This is a genomic window from Ekhidna sp. (assembly GCF_040220215.1).
In the GTDB taxonomy this organism is placed as follows: domain Bacteria; phylum Bacteroidota; class Bacteroidia; order Cytophagales; family Cyclobacteriaceae; genus Ekhidna.
Window position 1 is genome coordinate 18,829 of record NZ_JAVJTR010000014.1, and the last position, 26,259, is coordinate 45,087.

Here is a 26,259-nt window from a genome sequence, read left to right on the forward strand (position 1 = left end):
AAGATTGTTGCGGTTGCTAATCAGATATTCAGTCCGTTATCTTCAAAATTGATCTTTCTTACCTTGTTTTTAGCTCTCCTCTTTCTTATTAACATATAGAGAAAACCCACAACCAGCAAGCTGATGATTATAGGCCATTCATGCTTTTTTAGATCGTCAAAAAATGTTGAAAGAAACTTGCTACCAGCAAAACCCAGATAGGTATAAAGAGTGGCCCACGCAAGGCTACTTATAGTACAAAAAACCGCAAATTTTGGTGTTGATATTTGACTCAGACCCAATGAAAATGGAATGATAGTTCTTGCACCATAAATAAACCGATAAGTTGTAAGGAACAGATAAGGGTTCCGATCCAGCAACCCGGTGATTTTTTGCACCTTAGCTGCCATTACTTTTCTTTTATTCAAAAACTCCCTCCCCTTGATCCTGGCGATTAAGAAGTGGAACCAGTCAGTTAGCTGTACACCAACAAAACCCATAAATCCGATTAAATATACATTCGAGTATCCCTGATGAGCCGAAAAAGCACCAGCTAAAAGAGTGGCCTCACCTTCCAGGAAGGTTCCTGCAATGATGGATAGATAAATATAAATCTCATGGTTCATAAGCTGTTCATCTACTGTTAAAGCTCCACCTTTAGCTATTTGTGAAAATTAGTCGTAGTTTTTCAGTTATGAAAGTGTTCTTTTTAATTCATTGTCTCCTCGTCACTTTATTCACGGTAAAGGCACAGGTCGATGTAACATATTTCATTGAACAAGGTATTCAAAAAAATCCGACCATAGCTGATGCTAAGAATCAAGTTCAAATATCAACAATAGAGCAAGAACGAATAAAAAAAGAAGTGGCTGCCACCAAAGTCTTTCTCACCGGTGATGTGCTTTTTGCCCCTTACTTTAACAACAAAAGCTTTATTGATACCAGCCCAAACCCGAATGCCGTGGGATATGATATTAATATATCCAATGGAGGTTTGTACTCAGCGTTGATCAATGCCAGTCAACCCATTTTTACCAAAAAAATTCTTGAAGCCCGTACCAGCGTTGAAACAGCCAATCAACAAAAACTCAGAGCAAACCAAAACCTATTTACGAATGACCTAAAGAAACAAATCACTGACCAGTATATCAGGGTTTTGCTTGACCAGGAAATGGTTGCGATGAATCAAAAACTACTAAGTGATATTGAAGATCAGACAATTATAATTACTCGGTTAGCAGACGCAGGTATTCTAAAACGTTCAGATGTTTTGCTAATTGAGTTGGAACAGAAAACACAGACATCAGCCATAAACACGCTAATTAATCAGTGGCATCAGGGTTATTTCGATTTAACTACTATATGTGGGATAAAAGATACAGTCAGACATCAGCTAACCGTTCCGGTCTTTACTGAAAATGATTCTGTTTCATCCGGGTCAAAGGCATTTTTTCAGGCATTTCGAGCAGACAGTCTATCCGTCCTAGCAAGCGTAAGTGCTTTCGAAAGTGCTTACGTTCCTACTGTGAGTGTCTATGGAAATGCAGGTCTGAATGCTGCCAATATCAACAATGCTAACCGCAATATGGGGTTAAGTGCAGGGTTGACACTATCACTTCCTGTTTATGATGGAAAGCAACGAAATCTTAATTTGCAAAAAAACAAAGTAGCATTAAACACCATCCAGCAATACAGGAGCTTTAGGAATCTGGAAATAGAAAATAATAAGAAAAAATTGCTGGACGCTATACAAAGGGCTACCGAAAATGTAGCCTTTTTGGAAAAACAATCAGATGACTACCAAACACTTTTAAGACAATATCAAAAAGAGATTCAGGTCGGTCAGCTTTCCATTGTAGACTACATCAATGGCCTAAAATTTTATAAACAGGCACAAATCAATTTAATCAACACCAGAATCAATCTGTTGTTTTTGCAAAGTGCATACACCTATTGGAATTGGTAGTAAAATATCTCCTATGAAAAGACTCATTCAATTAACAATAATTTTGACTTTAGGAGCATGCAATAGCAAGACTTCAGATCAAAACAAAAAGGTAAAGCAAGCTTTGCCAGAGGTGGAAGTGACTACCATCCAAACCGGTGAGATGCATTTGCAAACGGAATTTAATGCCTATTCCCAATATCAGCAGAAAGAACTTTTGAGGTCTCCTATTTCAGGATATTTAATCAAAGTGAATGCCCTCCCAGGTCAGGTGATCAGGAGAGGTCAGACATTGTTTGTAATGGAAACTCAGGAAGCAAGAGCGCTCAAAGGCGTAAAACTCAAGAATGACACTCTGCTTAATGTGGAAAATAACATAGTAGTAAAAGCACCGTTGAGCGGAGTGATAAATAGTGTTGGATTTCAGGAAGGTGGGTTCGTGCAACAAGGAGACCAGCTTGCAGATATCATTGATACCAAATCCATCGTTTTTGTAATGAATGTTCCTTTTGAGCATGTTTCGGCTGTAAAGAGAGGAGCAGAACTTCAAGTAGTCATGCCAGGCGATCAATCATTCAAAGCCACAGTTGGGGAACAGCTACCCATTGCTTCCACAGCCACTCAGGTCCAGAGTTTTATCCTACATCCTGACTCCTTGTTTTTTGTTCCTGAAAATCTAAATGCTACGGTTTTGGTCAATACTCAGGCGAAACAAAACACACAATACCTTAAAAAAGAAGCGGTATTAACAAATGAGACCCAAACAAAATATTGGGTGATGCAACTTGTCAATGACAGTACGGCTGTTAAGGTGGCATTGCAAAAAGGTTTAGAGACCAATGAAAATATAGAAGTCATTTCTCCAAAATTTAATTCAACAGATAAAATTATCTTGAAGGGTCAATTTGGATTGCCTGATACTGCCACTGTAAAAGTTGTGAACAAATGAACGACTTCTTCACAAAATATAAGGCTCCTATCTCTGTCGTCTTGCTCTTTATGCTAGGACTGGGTGTATTTACCTACAGCAAAATGCAAACGGCTCTTTTTCCGGACATCACATTCCCAAAGATCAAGGTGATTGCGGATAATGGCCAGCAACCTGTGGGCAAGATGATGGTAACCGTAACCAGACCTTTGGAAGAAGCCATCAAGCGAGTTCCCGATTTACAAACCGTTCGAAGTATCACCAGTCAGGGTAGCTGCGAAATATCTGCATTTATGGATTGGCAGGCCAATATAGATTTGAGCAAGCAGCAAATTGAATCTCAGATCAATCAAATTTCCGGTAACCTGCCCCCTGGCACCAGCATCACCGTGGAAAAGATGAACCCGTCAATCCTTCCTGTTATCGGCTACTCGTTAGAGAATAAAAATCTCGATGGCATTGAGTTGAAGTTACTGGCAGAAAAAACCATCAAACCATTCTTGAGTAGTGTACCAGGTGTGGCAGCTGTGCTCGTCATCGGAGGTAAAAACAAAGAATACCAGGTACGGTTGGATGCCTCGAAAATAAGCCAACTGGGACTTACACCTGATCAGGTGATATCCATTTTATCTCAAACAAATTTTATCACTGCAAATGGATATGTAGTGGACTATAAGCGCCTATACCTCTCAATTACAGATGCCGCAGTTGACGACATAGAGGATTTGAAAAATGTCATCATTTCCAATAACCCCAACAGGGTTGTACTACTAAAGGACATTTCTTCTATACACATCGGAGAACAAAAGCAGTACATCAGGATAAATGCCAATGGAAAGGATGTCCCACTTATAGCTATTTTGAAGCAGCCTAATGCCAACCTTATTCAATTGGCTACCGACATGGAAAAAAGGTTGGTCGAATTGGAAAAAGACCTACCGAATGCAACCAAACTCATACCTTTTTACAATCAGGCCAATTTCGTAGGTGACAGTGTAAAAAGCATTACGGATGTGCTGTGGATAGGCCTTCTCTTAGCGATAGTTGTGGCAATCATTTTTCTACGATCATTCAAAGCCAGCGCAGTAATACTTTTAACCATACCAATCACACTGGGCCTCACCATTGTTGTTCTGAATCAATTTGGTTACACATTGAACATCATGACACTAGGTGCTATTGCGGCCGCTATTGGGCTCATTATAGATGATTCTATTGTGGTAGTGGAGCAAATCCACCGCACCCATGAAGAACATCCAGGTGTACCCACCCGCGAACTGATCGGTAGATCAATCCATTACCTTTTCCCAGCGATGCTCGGCTCCTCTTTAAGCACCATCGTGATCTTCATCCCATTTGTGATAATGTCCGGTGTAGCAGGTGCGTATTTCGGCATTCTCACCAACACCATGATCATTACGTTAATATGTTCATTTTTAGTGAGCTGGATTGGGCTACCGGTCATTTATTTGTTATTCTCATTTGAGCTAAAGAACCATAAAAAATCCGAGTCAGTACACGAGGTGAAATCCCAAACCTGGGTGGATTTCTTTATCCATAGACCAGCGATCAGTTTTACATTTATGGCATTGCTGGCTGTAGCCATCTACTTCGTATACCCTCGGCTAGCCACCGGATTCTTACCGGAGATGGATGAGGGATCCATTGTGCTCGACTACAACAGCCCTCCGGGAACATCACTCAATGAAACCAATCGAATGCTTTCGAAAGTGGATGAGATTATTCAAAACACACCGGAAGTAGAAAGCTTCTCCAGAAGGACGGGTACACAAATGGGTTTTTTCATTACTGAACCCAATCGGGGTGATTATATGATTCAGCTCAAAAAGAATCGAACAAAGACGTCCAATGAAGTAGCAGATGGCATTCGAAAGCAGATTGAAGCCACTACCCCAGGCTTAACCGTGGATTTTGGTCAGGTAATCGGAGATATGCTTGGAGATTTAATGAGTTCGGTGCAGCCCATAGAAGTAAAAGTCTTTGGATCTGATATAGGTCGATTACATACCATTGCCGGGCAGGTTGCATCGGTTGTTGAGCAAGTTTCCGGGACAGCCGATGTTTTCGACGGAATTGTGGTGGCTGGTCCCGTAATGAATGTGGAGCCTGATTTTGCGAAATTGGCTCAATATGGCATTACTCCAATCAACTTTCTCCAACAGATGCAACTTAAGACTGATGGTCTGGTAGTTGGATCCATACTAAAAGAAAATATGCAAACAGATATTAGGCTACTTCCGTCCTTTGAAGTAGGTGAGTCTGTAGAACAACTTCGAAATAGTAATATCATAGTCAATGGAGGGCAGCAGGTGCCCATACATCAATTTGCAAAAGTGGTTCTCATCGAAGGTGAAACAGAAATAGAACGGGAAAACCTGCAATCCATGGTGCCAGTTACAGCACGACTCAACAATAGGGATTTAGGAAGTGTGATGAATGATATTAAAGCTCAGGTAAAAAGCATAGTAGTCTTACCACAAGGGTATTCGATAGAATATGGAGGTGCTTACGCTGAACAGCAACAGTCGTTCCGAGAGCTTTTAATGATCCTGGGCATTGCCAGTATTCTGGTATTTACTGTTATTCTCTTCTTGTTTCGTGATGTAAGGGCGGCATTGATCATATTGGTAATTGCAATTCTGGGTGTCTCCGGTAGTTTTTTGGGCTTGTATCTAACAGGGACACCTCTCAATGTTGGGAGCTATACAGGTATCATTATGATCATAGGAATCATCGGGGAAAATTCTATTTTCACTTTCCTACAGTTCAGAAATTCACAGGGTGATATGGGCAAAAGCAGTGCATTGGTTTATTCTATTTCTACCAGATTAAGACCAAAGCTTATGACAGCATTAGGAGCCATCATAGCCTTAATGCCATTAGCTCTAGGTATAGGAACGGGTGCTCAGATGCATCAGCCATTGGCAATAGCTGTTATCGGAGGTTTTATAGCCGCTTTACCCTTACTACTGATCGTGCTTCCATCCCTGCTAATGGTTTTTTTGAAGGAAGAAAACAAAAATTAAAAAGTTGTTATGGAGAATCGTGAACAGACCATTCAGGAATACGATCTAATCTGCGTCGGCGGTGGAATTATGAGTGCCACGCTGGCAATGATGACCAAAATTCTTGATCCTAACCTGAAAGTGCTGATTATAGAAAGACTTGGAGATGTAGCTCAAGAAAGTTCTGCTACATGGAATAATGCTGGAACGGGGCATTCTGCGCTTTGTGAACTAAACTATTCACCTCAAGATGAAAAGGGTCATGTAAGTATCGAAAAGGCTATCAGTATCTGTAAGCAATTCGAAATATCCAAGCAATTTTGGGCTTACCTAAAAACACAGGGGATGATAGATGATCCTGCGACATTTATATGCAAAGTCCCACACCATAGTTGGGTTTCCGGAAATAAGAATGCAGACTATCTCGAAAAAAGGTACGAAGCAATGAAAAACCACTTCATGTTTAAATCCATAGAGTTTACCAGGGATATAGACAAAATGAAGGAGTGGTTTCCCTTGATGATGAATGGAAGATCTAAGGACGAAGTGATGGCAGCCTCACGAATCGAAAGAGGTACTGAAATGAATTTTGGCTCTCTTACCAAAACACTTTTCAAAATTCTTGAAGAACAATTCTCCACACCGGTATTATTGAATCATGAGGTAGTAGACATTGATCCGGACAGCAAAATCGATTGGACGGTAAAGATGAAAAACAAGCAAACCGGCCATAAAGAACACCTGGAGGCACAGCATATTTTCATAGGAGCCGGTGGGGGAAGTCTACTACTTTTGGAAAAAGTGGATATAGATGAAAAGGATGGCTATGGAGGATTCCCTGTCAGCGGAGAATGGTTGGTTTGCAAGAATGAAGCAGTGATCAACCAGCACTATGCTAAAGTATATAGTAAAGCAGGCATTGGTGACCCACCCATGTCAGTACCACATCTGGATACCAGGTATATCAATGGTAAGAGAGCGTTACTTTTTGGTCCCTTCGCCGGATTTAGTCCCAAGTTCTTAAAGGAGGGTTCAAATCTGGACTTATTCAAATCGGTCAAACTGGACAATGTGAAAGCAATGTTTGGTGCTTTTTGGCATAACCTTCCATTGACTAAATATCTCATTCATCAGGTATCCATGTCATTTGATGATCGTATGGACGCACTGAGGGCTTTTGTGAAAGACGCTAAAAACGAGGATTGGGAGCTAAAAGTAGCCGGTCAGCGAGTTCAGATAATCAAAAGGGATGAGTTTGAAGGCGGTAAACTTGAATTTGGCACGGAAGTAATCAGTAGTAAAGATGGAAGGATTACATGCCTGCTCGGGGCATCACCGGGCGCATCCACTTCCGTTAATATTATGCTGGAGGTTTTGGAACAAGCATTTCCTGAATTGCTGTCAAAAGAAACATCCAAGGATATTTTGAAAGAAATGGTGCCCTTTTGGAAAGCTGAGGTTGATGAAAAATTATTCAATACCATGCTGGATAAAACTACCCAGGTATTAAACCTTCAATAATTACTAATTATGAAAAGGATCGTTGTTTTCTCTCTTGTCGTTTTTATCATTCTTGCCATTGTATGGTGTATTGTGGAATGGCCAGTGATTGGCTTATCAATAGCAGTTGGTAGTGTGTTTATGATTGGCATCTACGACCTACTTCAAAAGAAGCACACCATTCTGAGGAATTTTCCGGTACTTGGCCATATACGCTTTCTTTCGGAGATGATTGCGCCAGAGTTGCATCAATACTTTGTGGAGTCTGATACCGATGGTAAGCCCATTGACAGAAATCACAGGTCTTACGTTTATCAAAGAGCTAAAAAAGAGAATGAAACCCATCCGTTTGGAACGGAACTCAATGTAGAAAGTGATGACTACAAATGGATGTCACATAGTATTTATCCAGCTCCAAAGCTTAATGAGGCGCCAAGAGTAATCATAGGAGGTAAAGCATGTAAACAGCCCTATTCAGCTAGTCTTTTTAACATCTCAGCCATGAGTTTTGGTGCCCTGGGTAAAAACGCTGTGAAGGCACTCAACATTGGTGCACGTGAAGGTGGTTTCTACCATAATACAGGGGAAGGTGGTATTTCAGATTATCATTTACAGGGGGGCGATGTAGTATATCAGCTGGGTACCGGATACTTTGGTTCCAGAAATGAAGATGGCACATTTTCATCCAAAAAATTTAAAGTACAGGCTGGTAAAAGTGAGGTTAAAATGATTGAGATAAAAATATCTCAAGGAGCCAAGCCAGGACATGGAGGGGTTTTGCCTGCTGCTAAAAATAATCAGGAGATTGCCAATATCCGTGGCGTGAAACCGAATACCACAGTGCTGTCACCCCCTGGTCATTCAGCTTTTTCAAACCCGACAGAGCTTATGCAGTTTATTAGCGACCTGCGAGATCTTTCGGGAGGAAAACCCATCGGCTTCAAGCTCTGTGTTGGTAATAAAACTGAGTTTATTGAAATATGTGAAGCAATGAAGAAAACGGGGGTAAAGCCCGATTTCATTACCGTGGATGGCGCTGAGGGGGGTACAGGAGCCGCACCTATCGACTTCTCAAATTATGTAGGGATGCCCTGGGAGAGCGCATTACTATTTGTCGTAGATACGCTGCGTGACTTTGGTTTCAAAGAAGAAATTAAGGTGATCACAGCTACTAAAATCATTACCTCGTTTGATATTTTCAAAGCATTGTGCCTTGGGGCTGATCTTTGCAACTCGGCACGTGGAATGATGCTGGCATTGGGCTGTATTCAGGCACTGAAATGCAACACTAACAACTGTCCTGCCGGTGTGGCCACCAATAAAAAATACCTGATGAATGGCCTGGTGGTATCCGAAAAATGGAAGCGGGTAAAGAATTATCATGAAGAAATTCTCAATGATTTTCTGGAGTTGATGGCAGCTTCCGGCTGCTCCGAAACTTCACAACTTTCGCGGGAATTCATATACCGTAAAGAAAAAGCTATTTCATGGGAATCATATCAATAAAAAAAGCTAACTAAAAATGAGCACACTAGAGGATAACCCGGAATATCGAAAGCTTCAGGAGGAGATGATCCGCATGGAAAATTGGGTGCAGGAAACAGGTCAACCGTCGTTATTTTATTCGAAGGACGTGACACTGCAGGAAAAGGTGGTGCAATCATGCGTTTTGTTCGCTACATCAATCCCAGAGGGTATAGGATAGTAGCACTTAACAAACCATCAGATGCTGAAAAGGGTCAGTGGTATTTTCAGCGGTATATCAAAGAACTGCCCAATCCCGGGCAAATTATTTTCTTTGACCGGAGTTGGTACAACAGAGCCGTAGTAGAGCCGGTAATGGGTTTTTGTTCAGAAACAGAGTATGAAACTTTCATGAAGGAAGTTGTCCTAATGGAGCGCATGCTAATCAATGATGGAGTGCACATTTTTAAGCTCTGGTTTTCAATTGATCATGACGAACAAAAAAGCAGACTGGAAGAGCGAAAGACCAATCCACTAAAGAAATGGAAGCTCAGCACAGTGGATATTGAGGCACAGCTCAGATGGGATGACTACACCTATTACAAGAATCAGATGCTCAAGAGAACTAGCTGGAGAGGTTGTCCCTGGGTAGTGATTGATGGAAATGATAAGAATATCGCGCGACTTGAGGCAATGAAATATGTCCTCAATCAGCTTGATTATCCTGATAAGGGAGCTACAGGTATCGACCTTGAAATAAATAATGTAGTGGTAGATGCCAACGTGCACCATGAAGTGAAAGATTTGGAATAACCCACAAATTATTAACTTTATAAAAGGCCAATGATAACTCTACTGTGGACTATGACAAACACTTCGAAGTATTACTTAAAAATTGGAGGTCAGCGGATACCGCTCTAATTGAGCGATATGCAAAGAAATACGCAACGATAGATGAGTTGTGTGAAACAGGGCCCACTATCTTTTATCTTTTCAATTACCACACACTGAATTTTGAATATCTAAGTGACGGGTTTAGCGCATTGACTGGATACTCCCCGGTTGTTTTTCAAAAAAACAGTAAGCCCTTTTTCGATCTTATTGAGGTGGAAGATCAAAAAATACTTGCAGAAACCGTCTATCCGACTTTTCAGGAAATTCGATCCACACATGATAAGGAAGATATCAAAAACCTGGCGTTTCAGGTTACATTCAGGTTAGTGAAAAAAAACGGTCAGGTTATCCGGGTTCTTCAGCAATTTCATGTGCTGGAGGTTGATGACGATCATCATCCATTACTAAGTTTTGGAAGGGTTACCGAGCTTTCGATGCAATACGATTTCGGAAATGTGTCCGCAGCTGTTCATTCTCTAAAGGATCAGGAATTCAGACTTATTTATCAAAAAACGATTGATGACAGTTCGGTTAATTTAACCTTAAGAGAAAAAGAGGTTGTAATCATGTTGACGGATGGCAAAACAAGTCGTCAAATAGGTCTGGAGCTTCATATAAGCCCAAACACAGTCAATCGACACAAGCAAAATATCATGGATAAGCTTGGATTTGATTCTACTGCAGAGCTTGTAAAATATGCTGTTTTACATGGTATCTATAAAAAATAAAAGACAGTGCTGGATGCACTGCCTTTCTTCACCTTAGCCGGTTAATCTAATCACTACCTAATCACTACATTGCAAATTAAGCTCGGAAGTTTTTTGTACACAATGGTAACTTTTTACCATTCATGACTATCTCAATCAATGAAACTCCTTTGAGTGGTTCTCATAAATAAAAGGCCTAGATAGCAATAGCATTCAGAGATTGCCATCTATCTAAGCACTCTTCTTAGTCCCATTCAGATTTTATCAATTGTGAGCTGCTTCTCTGTGTCACCTTCCTCGCCCTCAGAAAACATCTCGATAGTGACTTCCGTCTTGGAAGATATCACCCACTCGTCATTCAAAAGTACAATCGGTTCTTCGTCAGTGTCGAATTCTAATTCTACCTCCAACTTACTGTCTGATTCTTCATATCTTACCTCCCAGGATCCAACTATTTCCACTTCATTTATCTCCGCAATCACACTGCCATCTTCATTAAATATGAGTAAGTATTCCGCAAAGTCATCCGTTTTATCATCCACATCTTCAAACAATGAAATCCCCCATATTCCGGAAATCAGAAGGTCATGGGTTTCACGCTCCTCTTTTGTTAGCACATCATCGTCTTCATCGCAGGTTCCGTCAGCAGACACGATAGCATCATTAAGTTGACTATTGTTATTAACAGTAACTGTGGAAATATCGGGCCGGGTTAATACCAGAGGATATCTGAATCCGTAGATAAAATCTTCTGACAATTGGTCCAGATATGAATATAATTCTCGATCATCTTTAAACTCAATTACTTTGGCTTGTTGGGAAAGCTTGTCATAAGAGGAAATTTCAACGGGATAAACAAAGTCTATACATTCTATGTCATCATCTACTTCGTTCGAGCAACTATTGATGATTTGTGAAAAATCATCTGAATTAGAAACTTGCTGTTCCGAATAGTCCGCGAAGATTATTGTAATTGGGAAAATAAAATATAATGTATCATCGTCTTCCTCAGAGGCATCAAAAATCTGAAAGATCAAATCGAAATCAGATGTGTCATTAATCGTTTGTTCCTGATTATTTGCAACAACTCCAACAGGCAATCCAACAGAAGTGCAGCTAGACCGATCCAAAATGTTATCGAATGATCCGTCCATTTGAAGCATTCGCTTAACATTCTGGATTGTGATATCATCAACACTTAATACCTCCTCCTCAGAGGGTTCTTCTACCACGATCACCTCTTCCCTACAGCCAGAAATTGTCCCCAGAAAAATGAGGATAAAAAAGTGAAGTGTTATATGTATATGATTTTTCAAATGATCTTCTTCCTTATATTAAACCGTCATCCAATGCTTATTCCTACCGTTTCTGTTAAAAATTTAATCTCATTCCAACATTTATCGTCCTACCCAAGGCTTCCTGCTCAATACGATTTATTTGTTCACTAGGATCCAACTGGTAATAGATGCTAGTCGTGTTTTTTCTATCAGCTAAGTTCCAAATTGAAACACCAATTTGTCCTCTTGTCCGTTCAGAAACTTTAAAATGATACTTTAAAGATAAATCCAGTCTCAGGTAATAGTCTACTCGCTGACTGTTTGGTGATCCATAGTTGATAGCACCATCAATGGTCTCCACCTGTGGATTCGGCGAAGTAAAGGGTCTACCGATTCTATAGTTGAATCCAGCAGATCCACTCCATCGCTCGTATGTAACGCTAGTTCCTCCGGCCAAAGAGTGCGTGATGTCGACATTGTTAGGAAAAGTGACTGGTTGCAGTTCTCGAAACTCGTATGTATTTTCTGCAATAGCATAGCTTATCCAGGAAGAATTATGATCCGTTTTTCTGTTAATCAGAAAGTCCACACCATTTACAAGGTAGTTTCCTGGGGATCTTACAAACTGAAATTGATTTTGAAAACCCTGACTTGAGGTGATGATAGCGTTCACGTTTTTTCGATAAGCCTCAAGGGTCACAAGCCATTTTTGATAGGAATAATTTACGCCAATTGAAAGCTGATTGCTTTTAATAATGGGAATATCCTGATCATTTGAAAGTACCCATCTTCTTTTTTCAATACCTAAAAAATCTGTTTGAAAATCAATAATTTGAGTAGTAACCTGGCTCTTTAATTCACCCAAAAGGTCTACCGAAAATTTTGGAGATAGTGCTTGTGTTACAGCTGCTCTTGGCTCAATTCGCCATTGTCCAAACTTGTCAAAGTATGAAGCGCGAGATCCGAGTGTTATTAAGGTTCCGCTGTGTTTCGACTCGTAGGTCATTTGGCCAAATGCACTATGAGTTCTAACAATTTCCGTCTTTAAACTTCTAAAGTTCGGGTCGCTCAAGTTTTCTTCATTGGTGACTCCTACATCGTTGATTTCATAGCCAAGTGATAGATCAGCTTGAGCACCTAGAATAATTCCGGCTTCAATTTTTGCCCCAAAATCAAGCACTTCGTTGGTCTGTTTAAGTTCCTGGTTTTGTGAAATATCGTTATTGATGGCATTTAAATTATACCGAGAGACATACAGATTAAATGAGCTATTAAATCCGGTGTTCCACTGTTTTTTGAATTGAAAACCACCTGCTCTACTTTGTTGACTGAGGCTACTTGTTTTTTCTATCAAAGACCCACCTACAGTAGCTGCTTCCGTGTATTGAAGTTCATTTTGAATATTTAGAAGATTGAGTCTGATTTCATCTGTTTCATTGAGGTCAATCAAATAGTGAAAGCTATAATCGTAAAAACTAAATTGATCATCTGAAATAACTGTATTAGCGGAGGGATTGAACAAGTCTGAATCTCGGAAAGCTCGCTCAAAATAAGTATTGTAAGTAGGTGTCTTCCAAAGGCCAGAAATAGAATGTCTGCCAGACAAATGGATTGAAGACCGTTTTGACACAGGGATTTTCAATAAAAGATCACCATTGAGCATATTCACGCCTGCTGTTCCTGAAAATTCTTGAACGATGTTATTGTCCGAACTAATATTTATCATTCCAGAAACACTTCTTCCGTATGCAGCATTGGTACCGTTCTTGGTAATATCAACATGATGCGAAAGGTAGGGGTTGAAGGCAGAAATAAGGCCGAAGAAATGACCTGTTTGATACATACGAATATCGTTCCATAAGATCAGGTTTTGATCATTGGTTCCGCCCCTAATGTTGATATTGGAGATGGTCTCGTTGAAACTGTGAATACCGGGTAACGACTGAATGGAATGAAGTAAATCGGGTTCTACAAGCCCCGGTAACACACCGAATTTTTCAGCTTCCAGAGAAAAAACTCCACCAGGCCCAAGACTTATTCCTTGGGTGAGGTAGTTTGTAATAATTACCTGTTTAAGCTGCGAAATACGCTCAGTCAGGTAAATATTATTACAGTTTTGTCTTCGAATGGATGAAACATTTACTATTCTGGGTTGATACCCCAGTCGTTGAATCAGTACAGAGTCATTCGCAGCAATACCTTTAATTTCAAAAAAGCCTTCCTCATTTGTAAAAATGATTTCGTTTTTGGATTGAATAATCGCTTCTGAAACCGGATTCCCAGACTTCTTGCTTTTAATATAACCGCAGATAGCTACTTGTTTGTCAGGGATATACCTCACGGCGATAAATCGATCGCTCAGCACTTCAAACACGATCAACGTTTGCTGTTCTATGCTGCTCAAATGAGCATCAAGCACCCCACCTTGAAAGGGCAAAATCCTAACATTGGTGAGTGCACTGTCAGCAAAAGAGAAGGACACGTTGAATGTTTTCTCTAAATCTTTCAATACATCAATAACCGGCACATCTGTGCCATTATCGCCTTGTGCAAAAACATTGGATAACCCACAAAAGATCAGGAATAAACAGGCGGAATATGTTGTTTTAATTAGGTGACTCACTCATTAGGGTGACTTCTGAATCATTTATTTTATAATACAAATTTAGCGGTACCGTGATTGACCTTAAAGCAAGGTCAATATCAGCATGGGTAAAACTTCCGGAAAAGGATTGGTTGGTATTAATTGATTTTGCAGTCACAGTTACCTCGTATTGTCTTTCAAATGCTTTCAAAACTATTTTTAACGGAACACCCTCAAAGGTACTTTCTCCAAGCATCCAATCGGGAAGTTTCGGTTCAAAAATTCTTATTTCTCCCCCACTTCCATCAATGAATTGCAAACCCTGATTTGCAGTGAGGACAGCCTCCTTTTTATTCTTCTTCACTGCCACCTTCCCATGATAGCAGTCCACAGCAAAATAGCCCTCCCATGCCCTCACATTGAATGCTGTTCCCAGCACATTTATGCTTCCCTGAGTAGTGACAACTTCAAATCGAGAACCTTTTTTTACTTCAAAGTATCCTTCTCCATCCAGTGTTACCTTTCTTTCTGAGTTCCATTTACCTTGATCAAATGAAAGCATGGAGCCTTTTTTAAGCTTGACCTGAGAAGAATCCGGAAGAAGGATAGATTTTGTGGTTTCGGCAAAGACCTGTATGATCACACTTTCAGTTTTAGGTATAAAAATGTAAACCATAGTTGCCAGCAGCAGAAGAGTAGCCGCGATTTTCATCCAAGACTTTGCCCTTGAATGTTTGTACTCACTGGCTGCTTTCCTGCTGTTGGATTTTACAAGTTCCTCTTCGACTGAATATTCTGGAGATTTAAATGCCATCAATGCGCGATCAAGACGCATTAGTGATTGGAAGTCACTGCTCTTTCTAAAATTGCTCAGCTCCTGCTCGCTAAGTTCCTCCAATAACCACTTTTTTATGTATTTATCTTCCTCCATATCCATAAAACCGTTGAACGATCAGATTTCCTACCACGAGCTAACCAATTTTATCGCCTAATTTTTTCCTTAAAATTTTCAGAGAGGTATAAATACGCTTTTCGACCGCCTTTCTGGAGATACCGAGCATATCCGCAATTTCCTGATGCTTCTTTCCTTCAACACGATTGAGCATAAAAGTAACTCTTTGATCCTCCGTTAAATTGTTTAATGCTTCCTTCAACTTTTCCATGTATTCATGTTCCTCAAAAATGTACTCAGGAGTTTCTGAATCATGGGATTTGGTTGGTGTCTTTTCATAATCTAATGCCGTCTTTCGTTTAGCTATCTCATTGAGCATTTTATTATTAGCGGCTGTGAAAAGGAAGGATTTGGCCTTTTCTGGTAAAATATCCCTGCATTTTTTCCAAAGTCTGTAAAATGCTTCTTGTACTATATCTCCCGGATTGTTAGCAGAGCCAAACTTATAATAGAGGAAATCATGAAGATTCTTGCTATGGGTTCGGAAGAGCTCATTGTAAACTTCTTCCTTACATACGTTCGATTCTTGTTCTAAATTCATATCTGATTATTTCAAAACCAAAAAGAAAATCAAAGACCTGGTAGGAGTTTCGGATCCTCATCGGTTTTATGCCTGAAATTCATGAAAACGAACGATGAATGCATTTCAAGAATCATCAAAATTAAAATTCTTTTTGAAATGCACTTTAAAAAGTGAAAAAAATAAAATGATGAAAATGATGAAAAAGAAACTGATCCCTGTACTTGCCGCCTTTCTAGGATTTGGTGTTGTAAGTTGTAATAATTCAAGCGGAGACCTGTTACCTGCTATTGATACTAATAAAAAGATGACAGTTAAAGGAAAAGCTACTTATGGATCAACGCCAACTGGTGGTAGAATAGCTGCTGCAGTTGCAATAGATAAGTTTTTGGTTAATGTTGAAAAATTGGAACTGAAAATTGATGAGGCAGATGAACGATCAGCTACTGATTCAGTTCACTCAGAACCAGAATTTGACGGACCGTTCGTGTTGGATCTTCTGGCAGATACGCTTGCAGTAGATCTTGCCGGGGCTGAAATCCCTGCTGGGATATATGATGAAATCGAGTTTGACCTTGCGCCTTCAAATGACGCATCTTCAGGTTTAGATGGAAAATCTGTTTTGATTGAGGGAGACATTTCGGGTGTGCCATTTAAGTTCTGGACAGACAAGCGTGAAGATTTTGAAATCAACTTCACAAAAAATGGTGGTGATCTGGTTGTGGAAAATACGGGTTTTGTAATTGTGATTGACTTTAACCTTGATGCGCTATTTGGTGTCAATGGAACTGTGGATCTTTCTAAGGCCAAAGATGGAAATGGTGATGGTGTAATTGAGATTTATCCAAATGACCCAGATGGTAATAACACGCTATCAGTAAAGATTCTGAGCGAACTGGAGGATGCGGCAGAGCTAGAAGAGGATGAAGATTTGGATGAAGATGGTGAAGGTAATAGTGAAGACGATGATATTGACGGTGATGGAGTAGAAAATGATGAGGACGAGGATGATGATAATGATGGCATCAACGATGATGAGGATAATGATGACGATGGCGATGGAGAAGATGATGATGACGAGGATAATGATGATGGGGAGACTGACGATGATGATGCTGATGAGCAAAAAGAATCTGCCATTAACACACTTCTTATGTCAGGGGATTGGACACTGACCAGCTATGTAGATAAAACTGGATCAGATTTGACAGATGAATTTACCGGATTCTATTTCTCTTTTGATGCAGGAGAGGCACTCAGGGCTGATAATCTTGACACTCAAGTCGTGGTAGAAGGTGAGTGGGAGGCCATTACTAATTCAGACATGCCGATACTTTTAATTGAGTTTGAAGTAGAGGAAGGGCCATTTGAGCAATTGGAAGATGATTGGGATATTGTTTCGACAAGTGATACCAAAGTAGAGCTAACCAGTTCTTCAGATTCGGGAAACAAAACGCTCGTTCTGGAACAGTTATAATTGGTGGTTGACAAAGGTTAGTGATAGTTGTTCTATTTGGTAATAAAACCCCGGAGAAATCTGGGGTTTTTACTATTTAACAATAGAATGTGTTACTTAATCGAATGTTATAAGCTAGGTATTCACGTATTTACTACCTTAAAAGCTTATTAAGACTTAATGAGATTCATTCTAGCAAAAATAGCCCTACTACTTAGCCTTCAACTATCTGCACAATTAACCGCTGGCGATATCATGTTCGTAGGTTACAATGCAGATGGAAATGATGGTTTTTCTATACTTGCTTTGGTCGATATTCCTGCAAATTCTACCATCTACTTTACTGATAATGAATGGAACGGATCACCAATCGGAGGTGGTGGTGCCTTTAATAATCTCAATGAAGGAGAAATAACATGGAGTACAGGCGGTGCAATCATTACTGCGGGAACGGTGGTTAATTTTCTTGAAACAAAAAGTGCAGCAAATCCTGGTTATGGCTCTTCCGTGGGTACCATATCCGGAACAATTGACCTTAATGCCTCCAATGAAGTACTTTATGCTTTTCAAGGAACCAATGACAGCACACCTACTACTTTTTTGAGTGCCATAGCAATGATGGATTTGATAGTGTAAAAGGAACACTTACCAACACAGGACTGACGGCAGGAACAAATGCTACTTCCATAATGGGAGATGAAGATGTAATGGTTTATACAGGTAGTACTTCATGTAATACCACAGTGGCAGATTGTGCAACTGCAATTGCTACTGCAACTAATTGGTCAACACAAGATGGGGCTGGAGATCAATCGGCGGATGCTACCGCTCCCGATTTTCCGGCAGATGTCCCGCCATCGTTCGGAGGAACCGCACTACCTGTAGAATTAATCCGATTTGAAGCGAGTATCAAGAATGACGAAATAGTGGTAGTTTGGGAGACAGCCTCGGAGCTAAACAATGACTACTTCGAACTTCACAAGTCTTCTAATGGGGTAGACTTTAACATAGTTACACAGGTAAATGGTAATGGAACCAGTTCCCAGTATCAGCGATATGAATACACCGATAAGGAAACCGCTTTAAATAGATTTGTTTACTACCGACTTAAACAGGTAGACTATGATGGACAGTATGAGTGGTTTGAAACGATTTTAGTAAAACTAAATAAGATTGGAGACAGTGAAATAAACGTTTACCCAAATCCGGTTATAAACTCAGTTGTTAATTTCAAGACCAATAATAAGATAAAAAGAGTTGAGATTTTAAGTATAAATGGCAAGAAATTACTGGTCTTTGATGATCCTGATGATCATATTGAGCTTACTGATCTAAAAGCTGGACATTACCTAATCAGAATTTTAACTCAGGAGGGGTCAAGTATTAAAAGGGTAAATGTGGTTAATTAGACCAGATTACTATACTCAAAACCCCCATAATTTATTCGTATTTTCCCTGCTCAGTGTTTTTGCTCCTACATGATTTGCTTCTAATTTTGATCAAACCTGTCCCTCTCCATCTGATGGAACATCAGGACTGCACATCTTAATCAAGTTCTCTACTTTCAGGATATTCTTGTCTTGTCCTTTAGCGAGGACCTTCTTTCCATACTCAGTGAAGTATTGATGGTTTCGCAAAAAATCATGATTCACATGGTGCCATTCAAGGTCGGTAAAAGTCTTACCAAGTTCGGTTTCCCACTCTTTGCGTAGGAGCAGTTTACGGTAAAAGAAATTTGGTGTACTAACGTGAAAAAGGTCTGCATCACAAAGCACTTCGGCTATAGAGATCGTAGGGTTCTGAGGTAATTTGGTGGCGGCTATACATGCAACAATTTGATTGATACCATCCTCCGGATATCCTTTTACCTGTAAAAACTCTTTTGCGAATGAGATACTTACTTCCTCATGTCCTGCATACTTCTGAACAAGTCCGGTATCATGAAACCATGCCGATATGATCAAAATTTCATGATCATTACCCACAATACCTTCATTTTTGCATATTTTCTTTACGCCATCTACTACTTCTTCTGTATGGGTAAGGTTATGAAATGGAAGTGAGGAGCATCTTTCCCCAGTTAGAATTTCCTTACAATAAGTACTTACCTCCTTTACTATTTCTTTCATCTTTAAAATTTAAAATTATATCCAAATCGAATCACTTGAGTTTCATAGTAATCGTTACTGGTGTATGAGAAATTATTTCCGTTAATCTCTTTCCTAATGACCATTGTATTTAATAGGTCAGTTGCGTTTAGGAACAATTCACCTTTACCATTTTGGATCATTTTCTTAACGCCCAAGTCAAGGGAAAATCGTGAATCGATGGTTCCTTGAGGAATGATGTCAGGAGCTAAATAAATGGCAGATAATTGAGCTTCTGCATTTTTACCCAACTTGAAATTGGTGTTCAATTTTATGTTTCCTGAATAGACTTCCTGTTGATCAGCTGTAAAGGTGTTTTCTACCGGGTATTGATTGACAACCGTGAAAGCATCTATCTGGTTATAGTACCCGTTCAAATTCAAGTTCATGTTGATTTTATCAGTAATCTCCTGACTGATAACGACTTCAATTCCCGTATTGGAGCTTTTACCAGCATTCTGGGATATGTTGTAAATCAAGTTGGTAGTATCCACAGTGGTGGCCACTCGTGTGATGGTTCCATCGGAAAACCGATGATAAGTCGCTCCGTAGAAATAGCCTTTGTCCCAACCATTCTTGTAGCCAAGCTCAAAACTGTTGGTGAACTGAGGCTGAAGTCCTGGGTTACCTACCTTGATAATTTCTGCATCGTCATATTTAGGGAAAATTCGGATATCCACTTCATCGGGGCGATCAACCCTGCGATTATAGAAAGCTGATAGTTGGTTACTATCATTAATTCTATAGGTTAATCGTGCATTAGGAAAAGGCTGCAAATAATCATACCCATCACTCTGATAGGTATTGTGGTTTGGATCTACATCGTATTGTAAATCCACATATTCCACACGTAACCCAATTTCAGCTTCTAACTTTTTGACTTCATAGATGTAGTTTCCATAGATGGCTGGGATGGTTTCTGTATAGGTAGCCAGTCCATCGGCACCTGTGTCCAGGACAGAGTTTAATGCGGAAGGATTGAATTGCATATCCGTAGGGATGGTTCTTCTTCGAAACTTAATCCCTGTTTCTAAAAGGCCATGTTTCAACGGTCGGGTATAATCGAAATTGAAGTCTGCTACTTTCTGATCAGCAATTAGGAAAAAGGATTCCTCGGTGGAAAATGAAGGTTGGGTGTTGGTAAAGAAATACTTTTCATCCTCTCTGTCAAAGGTGTAATTGAAGCCAACATTCAACTTGTGACCTGGCTGCTGAAATTTATGTTCATAGGCTACAGATGTCATTGCAGCCGTCAATACTTCATCTTCTAAAAACTGCCATAGCCTGAGATTTTCTCCATCATTTCCATTGAAAAAAGGCTGATCTCCATAATCCTTGATTGACTCCTGACTAAACAATCCTGAAATGGTCAAACTGTTATAATCATTGATGTACCAATCCATGCCAGCTTTGGAGGAAAAGAAGTTGGTGTTTCGATTTCTTTTTAGCTGCTGGTTAATGACTGTACCATCATCATAAGTACGAGTGACAAATTCATTTTTATTGAGTGTCTCTGTATACAGGTTGTCTGCTTGTAAAAAGAAATTGACTTTCTTCTTTCGATAGTTCAATGAAAGCGAAGGATTGAGTTTTGGCGTGGCTTGATATTGTGGACGAATGCCTTCAAGGTTCTCTTTTCGTACCCATAATGCGCCAAGTCCAGTTGACAGTCCAACTTTCCCATTGAAGCCTTTTTGTTCTTCCTTTTTCATCACGATGTTGATGATGCCTCCATTACCATTAGCATCATACTTTGCAGAGGGATTATTGATGATCTCAATTTTATCTACTGCTGATGCAGGGATGTTATCTAGTCCATTCTGATTGCCAAAACCTGTAATGGCTGTTTGTTTACCATCGATCAGAATCATGACTTGATCATTCCCTCTGAGTTGGACTTGTCCATCTTGAGTGGTAACGCCCGGAAGGTTCTGCATGGATTGTAGCACACTGCCACCTCCCTGACTTACATTATCTTCAACTGTAAAGGTCTTTTTATCCATTTGTCCACTCACTGCATCTTGCTGAGCCGTTACCACCACTTCATTCAACTGTTGTACATCTTCTTCCAGTACAATTGCCCCTACATCGATGAACTCAGAGTTAGAGCCAACATAGAGCGCAGAAATATACTTTTTGTAACCTATGTACGAGATTTTTAGGAGATAATCACCTGGTTCAATACCTCCAATACTGAACAACCCCTTCTCATTGGAAATGGTACCTGTGACCAAAGAAGAATCAGGCCTTTGCATTTGAACGGTAACAAAAGGCAAGGCCTCATTGGAGACCTTGTCTTTAATCGTTCCGGAAACATTAACCGATGATTTTTGTGCCAATATCCCAAAGGGGAATAGCAGAAGGCCTAAGAAGGTAATCTGATTAATCTTCGTCATTCTCATCGTCTTCTTCGCTTTCCTTTTTCTTGGTTAAAGTTCCCTCTGAATCAATGGTAACTTCAAATTCCTCATCATCCGCTTCAATTTCCATTTCATAAGATATGCCTGCCGGTGTTTCAGCAATCTCAGCATCTTCGATCTCATAATCTGTGAAGTTTTCATCCAGGATGGCACGAATATTTGCCGGTATCTCAGATTCTTTTATTTCATATTCGGTTTCACGCCACTCCCCATCTGTGCTGAAATTGGCTGAATATTCTTTTCCCTTCATTTTAAATTCAGCTTCCCATTCTGAGTCGTTTTCCATTTCCCATTCTACTTTTTTAGCATCGGGAAACTTTTCATTGAAAGCAGTTTTTACTTTTTCAGGAGCGCTATTGTCCTTTTTGTTTTGAGCACATGATTGCAGTGAAAATGCAATCGATAGTGCAATGATTATTGCTAAATTTTTCATAATTGTATTTTTAACGTTTGAATTACTGGACAAACATCAGACACGATTTAGAAGAAATTTGGAATTTTAAAACTCCATGGAGAAAACATGGAAACCATTCTCAAAATGATAGTTCACTTTCCATTGGTATTTGTTTGCTACCTCCCGGACAATAGCCAGCCCCAAGCCACTGCTCACTTTGTCTTTGGTAACGTTGGAGAATCGTTCAAAGAGGTGATTTTGGTCTAAACTTTCTTTGCCGGTATTCTTCACTTGAAGCATTCTTCCATCACAGGATATTTCAATTTGACCAGATTGTGAGGTATGTCTGATTGCATTCGAAAGGAGGTTGTGAATAAGTGTTTCCACTAAAAATGAGTTGGCATTGATCAGAAGGGGTTCCTTTATATTGTTGGAGATTTGGAGTTGCTTGTCACCTAAATAGTCTTCAAAAAGGGTGATGGAACTTTCGAAGTATTCTTTTATGTCTAATGCTTCAATATCACTGTATTGGTGATTCTCCACCTTGGCCAATAGGAGCAGATTTTTGTTGATTCGGGAGAGGCGTGCCAATGGTGCTTCTATGCTATTCAGCATTTCAGAGATTTCAGGAGTTAGGTCTTTCTGCTGGATCAATAAGTCCATTTTGGATTTGAGCAACGCAATAGGAGTTTGAAGCTCATGTGATGCATTTTCTGTGAAGGCTTTTTGTTGCTGATAGGTATCAACATTGTTTTTTACCAACTGAAGCAAGGACTGGTTCATTTCCTGAAATTCTTGAATATCTGATGAAGGCAATTCTAAGGAGTGGTCTTTAGAAAGTTCAAAGGATTTCAGCGAACTCAATGTTTGATAAAAAGGTTGCCAGGTCTTCGTTGCAATTTTCTTATTGAGAAGTATAAAACCGATAATCAGAATGATGAAAAAGAAAAATGTAATGACTGCCACCGCAGCAAAGGTTTCATCCCATTCTTCAACATTGGTTTCGATAGTCAGGATGTATGGCTGACCATTTATTTCTACGAATGATTGTAAACCACGAAACCGATCTTCTCCATCACCCTCATCAAACACGTTTGGTCTAATGGCTTCATAAATACTGTCCTTTGAAACAATTTTGTCATCTACTTTCACAATCGAAACTCCAGGTTGCAGCTCTCCCCAAATGTGATTGATATTTTCTATTTCAGCTTGCGTGAATTGTTTGGATTGAAGTCTTTGTTTGGTATGTTGCAAGGTGAGCCAGTTGTTTTCATCCAATTCACTTGTCCAGATGTAGTCAATAACCAGCACATAAGCTGGAATGCTGATTGCCAAAATAATCAGTGAGTAAAGGACAAAAGCCTTTAATGGTCTATTGAGTAATTTGGTCATTGTTCCCACTTATATCCGGTTCCGTAAATGGTTTTAATGTAGTCCCCATAACCTTTCTCTTTGAGTTTTTTCTTAAGGTTTTTGACATGGGCGTATACAAAATCATGGTTGTCAAACATATCAGCAAAGTCACCTGAAAGGTGCTCTGCTAAAGCTCCTTTTGAAAGGACTCTATTCTTGTTACCAATGAAAAAGAGAAGTAGGTCGTATTCTTTCTTTGTTAGAGTAAGAGACTGATCATTAACCATCACAGTCTTTGCATTGATGTCAATGGTCAATTCATTTTGAACAATTACATTGTTGCTATCAAATTGCTTTCGCCTAATCAATGATTCTATTCTTGCTGCTAATTCTGCTTGGTGAAATGGTTTTGCGAGATAATCATCTGCTCCAAGTTTCAGCCCTTTCACTTTATCTTCAATTGCGTTTTTAGCTGAGATAATGATTACACCATCTTGCTTGTTCTGCTTTTTGAGCTCATCAAGAATAGTAAGCCCATCTCCTCCCGGCAGCATAAGATCAAGTAGGATACAATCATATTCATACGCATACACCTTATCCATTGCTGACTGGAAATCAGATGCCCATTCGCATCGATATTGCTCATTGGTAAGGTAGTTCACCATGTCTTGAGCAAGCTCTTTCTCGTCCTCTATGATCAAGATTTTCATTAGTGCAAACTACGAATTCAATTTAGAAGAAATTTGGAATTTAACTGCTCTTTTAACAATCCTCCAACTCATTATATGAATGATCGTGGTTATGAGACATAGTTTTTCATTTTAATCTAAATGGCTGATCAGTAAAGGGTGGTCTAACCTGGTTCGATATGAATATGCACATCAATTATTTGAGAAATACTTTCAATCAGCCTATCCTTTACTTTATGAGCTATCTGATGTCCTTTCTCTACCGAGAGCTCACCATCTACCCAAATGTGTAGGTCAACATGATATGCTGATCCCATTTTTCTGGCATGGCATTGTTCTACTCTTTGAACCTCTGGAATTTGCTCTGCAAGAAGGATTATCTCCTTATGAAATTCAGGCTCTAATGCTTCATCTAATAATTCACCAATAGCAGGGCGGCCTATCTTGTAGGCATTGTAAATGATAAATGCTGCTGCGATAAGTGCTGCGTAATCGTCAGCTACTTCGTATCCTTCACCACCCCATAGAGCAATGGATATCCCTATGAATGCCGCTAAAGAAGTAATGGCATCACTGCGATGATGAAAGGCATCTGCTTTGACCGCTCCACTTTGTATTTCTTTCCCAGTTTTCAACACAAAACGATATAGAAGCTCCTTTATAATCACCACCACTACTAAAATAATTAGCGTATAAGGTGCCGGGGTTTTATGTGGGTTTTGAATATGGGAGATGCTGTCTTTTATAATGATAAAGGCTGCACCCACAAGTGCCAGTGAAATTCCAAGTGCCACCAAAGCTTCCGCCTTACCGTGTCCATACGGATGGTTTTCATCCGCTGGCCTGGTAGACCATCTCAAGCCCACCCAAAGCATCGCGGAAGTTACCACATCTGTCCCTGATTCTATTGCGTCAGCTATAAGTGCATAAGAGTGACCAAAAATTCCTCCCAGAGCTTTTACGATAGCCAATAATGCACTTACAACAATACCAATCAGGGTGGTTTTTAACCCTTTTTCAGATATGGCATTGGGGTTTCTTTTACTTTTCATTTAGCCAGTTTCAACAGCACTTGCACTTCAATTTAGATGAACTTTCTTCGTTTATATTTTTCTTTTTCATAGCGCATATGTTTTAACTTCAGAATAAGGTCAAGCTAATAATTAAAGGCTCTCAATAACTGTTTTTAACTTTGACTGAATTTCCTCAGCAATGCCTTCCAGGTCTTTATTCTGTACAGCCTGCATTGAGGCCACCGGATCCACTGCTGCTATCTCTATGCCATCATCGGTTTGTTGAACGATTACATTGCAGGGCAGCATCGCGCCAATTTTATCTTCGGCTAACAATGCCTTATGCGCGAAAGGCGGATTGCATGCACCGAGTATCTTGTAAGGGCGAAAATCTTCATCCAGCTTTTTCTTCAGGGTTTCTTTTACATCAATTTCGGTAAGGATACCGAACCCTTCCTCTTTTAGTGCCTCGGTTACTTTTTGAATCGCTTCTTCGAAGCTTACATTCGTCAATGTTTTTTCGTTATAATATTTCATGTGTGACATAATATTTTGTTATTGTTTCCCTTCATTATATGAATTTTGCTCAACAAAGTCCGTAACTATTGTTACAAAGTAAAGAGCCCTATTTAGTTGGTAAAGGCAGTTGACAATGTCTTGAATTTTCACTGATACCACTACTACTTCTTATAAGCCAACAACCTCAACGCATTAAACACCACTACCAGCGTAGAGCCTTCATGAATCAGTACGGCAATACCAATGTTGGCAAAGCTGAAAATCGTGGCTGGTATCAATAAAGCCACAATACCCAGACTCACCCAAAGGTTTTGTTTGATAATGCCTTTAGCCTTTCTACTTAAACCGATTGCAAAAGGCAAGGTCTCCAGCTTATCAGCCATCAGGGCTATATCGGCTGTTTCCAGGGCTACATCACTGCCCGCTGCTCCCATGGCAATACCTACGGTGCTATTGGCCATGGCTGGTGCATCATTCACGCCATCGCCCACC

General features: G+C 39.8%; 23 protein-coding genes and 1 pseudogene. 11 read left to right on the top strand and 13 right to left on the bottom strand.

Annotation, left to right across the window (positions count from 1 at the left end; genetic code table 11):
• Window positions 1–20: 20 nt before the first annotated feature.
• The gene (locus RIC88_RS08330) at window positions 21–605 is read right to left on the bottom strand and encodes a DedA family protein (RefSeq protein WP_350217077.1); all 585 of its coding nucleotides are present in this window, start codon (window positions 603–605) and stop codon (window positions 21–23) included.
• A 68-nt stretch (window positions 606–673) separates the two neighbouring features.
• Between RIC88_RS08330 and RIC88_RS08335 the strand changes: the two genes are divergently transcribed.
• From RIC88_RS08335 to RIC88_RS08370, 8 genes are read left to right on the top strand one after another with little or no spacing between them, the layout of a single operon-like run.
• Window positions 674–1,945, top strand: coding sequence for a TolC family protein (locus tag RIC88_RS08335; protein ID WP_350217078.1), 1,272 nt, complete (start codon window positions 674–676; stop codon window positions 1,943–1,945).
• A gap of 13 nt (window positions 1,946–1,958) precedes the next feature.
• Window positions 1,959–2,873: an efflux RND transporter periplasmic adaptor subunit gene (locus RIC88_RS08340; RefSeq protein WP_350217079.1), complete on the top strand. Its 915-nt coding sequence runs from the start codon at window positions 1,959–1,961 to the stop codon at window positions 2,871–2,873.
• Window positions 2,870–5,899 carry an efflux RND transporter permease subunit gene (locus RIC88_RS08345; RefSeq protein ID WP_350217080.1) on the top strand — a complete coding sequence of 1,010 codons (3,030 nt, stop codon included), beginning with the start codon at window positions 2,870–2,872 and terminating at the stop codon, window positions 5,897–5,899. The genes RIC88_RS08340 and RIC88_RS08345 overlap by 4 nt, the downstream gene beginning before the upstream one ends.
• Before the next feature lie 9 nt (window positions 5,900–5,908).
• The gene (gene mqo / locus RIC88_RS08350; protein WP_350217081.1) at window positions 5,909–7,399 is read left to right on the top strand and encodes a malate dehydrogenase (quinone); all 1,491 of its coding nucleotides are present in this window, start codon (window positions 5,909–5,911) and stop codon (window positions 7,397–7,399) included.
• A 9-nt stretch (window positions 7,400–7,408) separates the two neighbouring features.
• The gene (locus RIC88_RS08355) at window positions 7,409–8,884 is read left to right on the top strand and encodes an FMN-binding glutamate synthase family protein (protein WP_350217082.1); all 1,476 of its coding nucleotides are present in this window, start codon (window positions 7,409–7,411) and stop codon (window positions 8,882–8,884) included.
• A gap of 16 nt (window positions 8,885–8,900) precedes the next feature.
• On the top strand, window positions 8,901–9,083 hold the full coding sequence (locus tag RIC88_RS08360) for a hypothetical protein (protein ID WP_350217083.1): 183 nt from the start codon (window positions 8,901–8,903) through the stop codon (window positions 9,081–9,083).
• Window positions 9,041–9,655, top strand: a complete 615-nt coding sequence (locus RIC88_RS08365) for a polyphosphate kinase 2 family protein (RefSeq protein WP_350217084.1) — start codon at window positions 9,041–9,043, stop codon at window positions 9,653–9,655. Before RIC88_RS08360 ends, RIC88_RS08365 begins: the two co-directional genes overlap by 43 nt.
• Window positions 9,656–9,699: 44 nt before the next feature.
• Entirely contained in the window at window positions 9,700–10,464 is a 765-nt protein-coding gene (locus RIC88_RS08370; RefSeq protein ID WP_350217085.1) for a LuxR C-terminal-related transcriptional regulator, read from the top strand.
• A gap of 233 nt (window positions 10,465–10,697) precedes the next feature.
• Here RIC88_RS08370 and RIC88_RS08375 read toward each other — a convergent pair whose 3' ends face one another.
• Genes RIC88_RS08375 through RIC88_RS08390 form a run of 4 tightly spaced genes read right to left on the bottom strand, consistent with a single transcriptional unit; the run spans window position 10,698 to window position 15,797 of the window.
• A complete protein-coding gene (locus RIC88_RS08375; protein ID WP_350217086.1) occupies window positions 10,698–11,759 on the bottom strand; it encodes a hypothetical protein in 1,062 nt (353 codons plus the stop codon).
• A 55-nt stretch (window positions 11,760–11,814) separates the two neighbouring features.
• Entirely contained in the window at window positions 11,815–14,343 is a 2,529-nt protein-coding gene (locus RIC88_RS08380) for a TonB-dependent receptor (protein ID WP_350217087.1), read from the bottom strand.
• A complete protein-coding gene (locus RIC88_RS08385) occupies window positions 14,327–15,235 on the bottom strand; it encodes a FecR family protein (RefSeq protein ID WP_350217088.1) in 909 nt (302 codons plus the stop codon). The genes RIC88_RS08380 and RIC88_RS08385 overlap by 17 nt, the downstream gene beginning before the upstream one ends.
• A gap of 40 nt (window positions 15,236–15,275) precedes the next feature.
• Window positions 15,276–15,797, bottom strand: a complete 522-nt coding sequence (locus RIC88_RS08390) for an RNA polymerase sigma factor (RefSeq protein ID WP_350217089.1) — start codon at window positions 15,795–15,797, stop codon at window positions 15,276–15,278.
• Window positions 15,798–15,975: 178 nt separating this feature from the next.
• On the opposite strand from RIC88_RS08390, the gene RIC88_RS08395 reads away from it, so the two are divergent.
• The 3 genes from RIC88_RS08395 (at window position 15,976) to RIC88_RS08405 (ending at window position 18,641) form a co-directional block, all read left to right on the top strand.
• Window positions 15,976–17,253 (top strand): hypothetical protein, encoded by a 1,278-nt coding sequence (locus RIC88_RS08395; protein WP_350217090.1) that lies wholly within the window; start codon window positions 15,976–15,978, stop codon window positions 17,251–17,253.
• Between the two features lie 159 nt (window positions 17,254–17,412).
• Window positions 17,413–17,868: a hypothetical protein gene (locus RIC88_RS08400; RefSeq protein ID WP_350217091.1), complete on the top strand. Its 456-nt coding sequence runs from the start codon at window positions 17,413–17,415 to the stop codon at window positions 17,866–17,868.
• A 53-nt stretch (window positions 17,869–17,921) separates the two neighbouring features.
• On the top strand, window positions 17,922–18,641 hold the full coding sequence (locus RIC88_RS08405; RefSeq protein WP_350217092.1) for a T9SS type A sorting domain-containing protein: 720 nt from the start codon (window positions 17,922–17,924) through the stop codon (window positions 18,639–18,641).
• Window positions 18,642–18,731: 90 nt separating this feature from the next.
• Here the strand turns inward: RIC88_RS08405 and RIC88_RS08410 are convergent, their stop codons facing one another.
• The 8 genes and pseudogenes from RIC88_RS08410 to RIC88_RS08445 all read right to left on the bottom strand — a co-directional run.
• The gene (locus tag RIC88_RS08410) at window positions 18,732–19,361 is read right to left on the bottom strand and encodes an HD domain-containing protein (protein ID WP_350217093.1); all 630 of its coding nucleotides are present in this window, start codon (window positions 19,359–19,361) and stop codon (window positions 18,732–18,734) included.
• A 2-nt stretch (window positions 19,362–19,363) separates the two neighbouring features.
• On the bottom strand, window positions 19,364–21,775 hold the full coding sequence (locus tag RIC88_RS08415; protein WP_350217094.1) for a TonB-dependent receptor: 2,412 nt from the start codon (window positions 21,773–21,775) through the stop codon (window positions 19,364–19,366).
• Entirely contained in the window at window positions 21,762–22,232 is a 471-nt protein-coding gene (locus tag RIC88_RS08420; protein ID WP_350217095.1) for a PepSY-like domain-containing protein, read from the bottom strand. The genes RIC88_RS08415 and RIC88_RS08420 overlap by 14 nt, the downstream gene beginning before the upstream one ends.
• A 66-nt stretch (window positions 22,233–22,298) precedes the next feature.
• A complete protein-coding gene (locus RIC88_RS08425) occupies window positions 22,299–23,585 on the bottom strand; it encodes a sensor histidine kinase (protein WP_350217096.1) in 1,287 nt (428 codons plus the stop codon).
• The gene (locus RIC88_RS08430; RefSeq protein WP_350217097.1) at window positions 23,582–24,256 is read right to left on the bottom strand and encodes a response regulator transcription factor; all 675 of its coding nucleotides are present in this window, start codon (window positions 24,254–24,256) and stop codon (window positions 23,582–23,584) included. Before RIC88_RS08430 ends, RIC88_RS08425 begins: the two co-directional genes overlap by 4 nt.
• A 143-nt stretch (window positions 24,257–24,399) precedes the next feature.
• Window positions 24,400–25,287 carry a cation diffusion facilitator family transporter gene (locus RIC88_RS08435; RefSeq protein WP_350217098.1) on the bottom strand — a complete coding sequence of 296 codons (888 nt, stop codon included), beginning with the start codon at window positions 25,285–25,287 and terminating at the stop codon, window positions 24,400–24,402.
• A gap of 111 nt (window positions 25,288–25,398) precedes the next feature.
• Complete coding sequence (locus RIC88_RS08440; RefSeq protein WP_350217099.1) at window positions 25,399–25,785, bottom strand: DUF302 domain-containing protein; 387 nt, start codon at window positions 25,783–25,785, stop codon at window positions 25,399–25,401.
• A 143-nt stretch (window positions 25,786–25,928) separates the two neighbouring features.
• A pseudogene (locus tag RIC88_RS08445) lies at window positions 25,929–26,259 on the bottom strand (heavy metal translocating P-type ATPase); the annotation flags it as partial.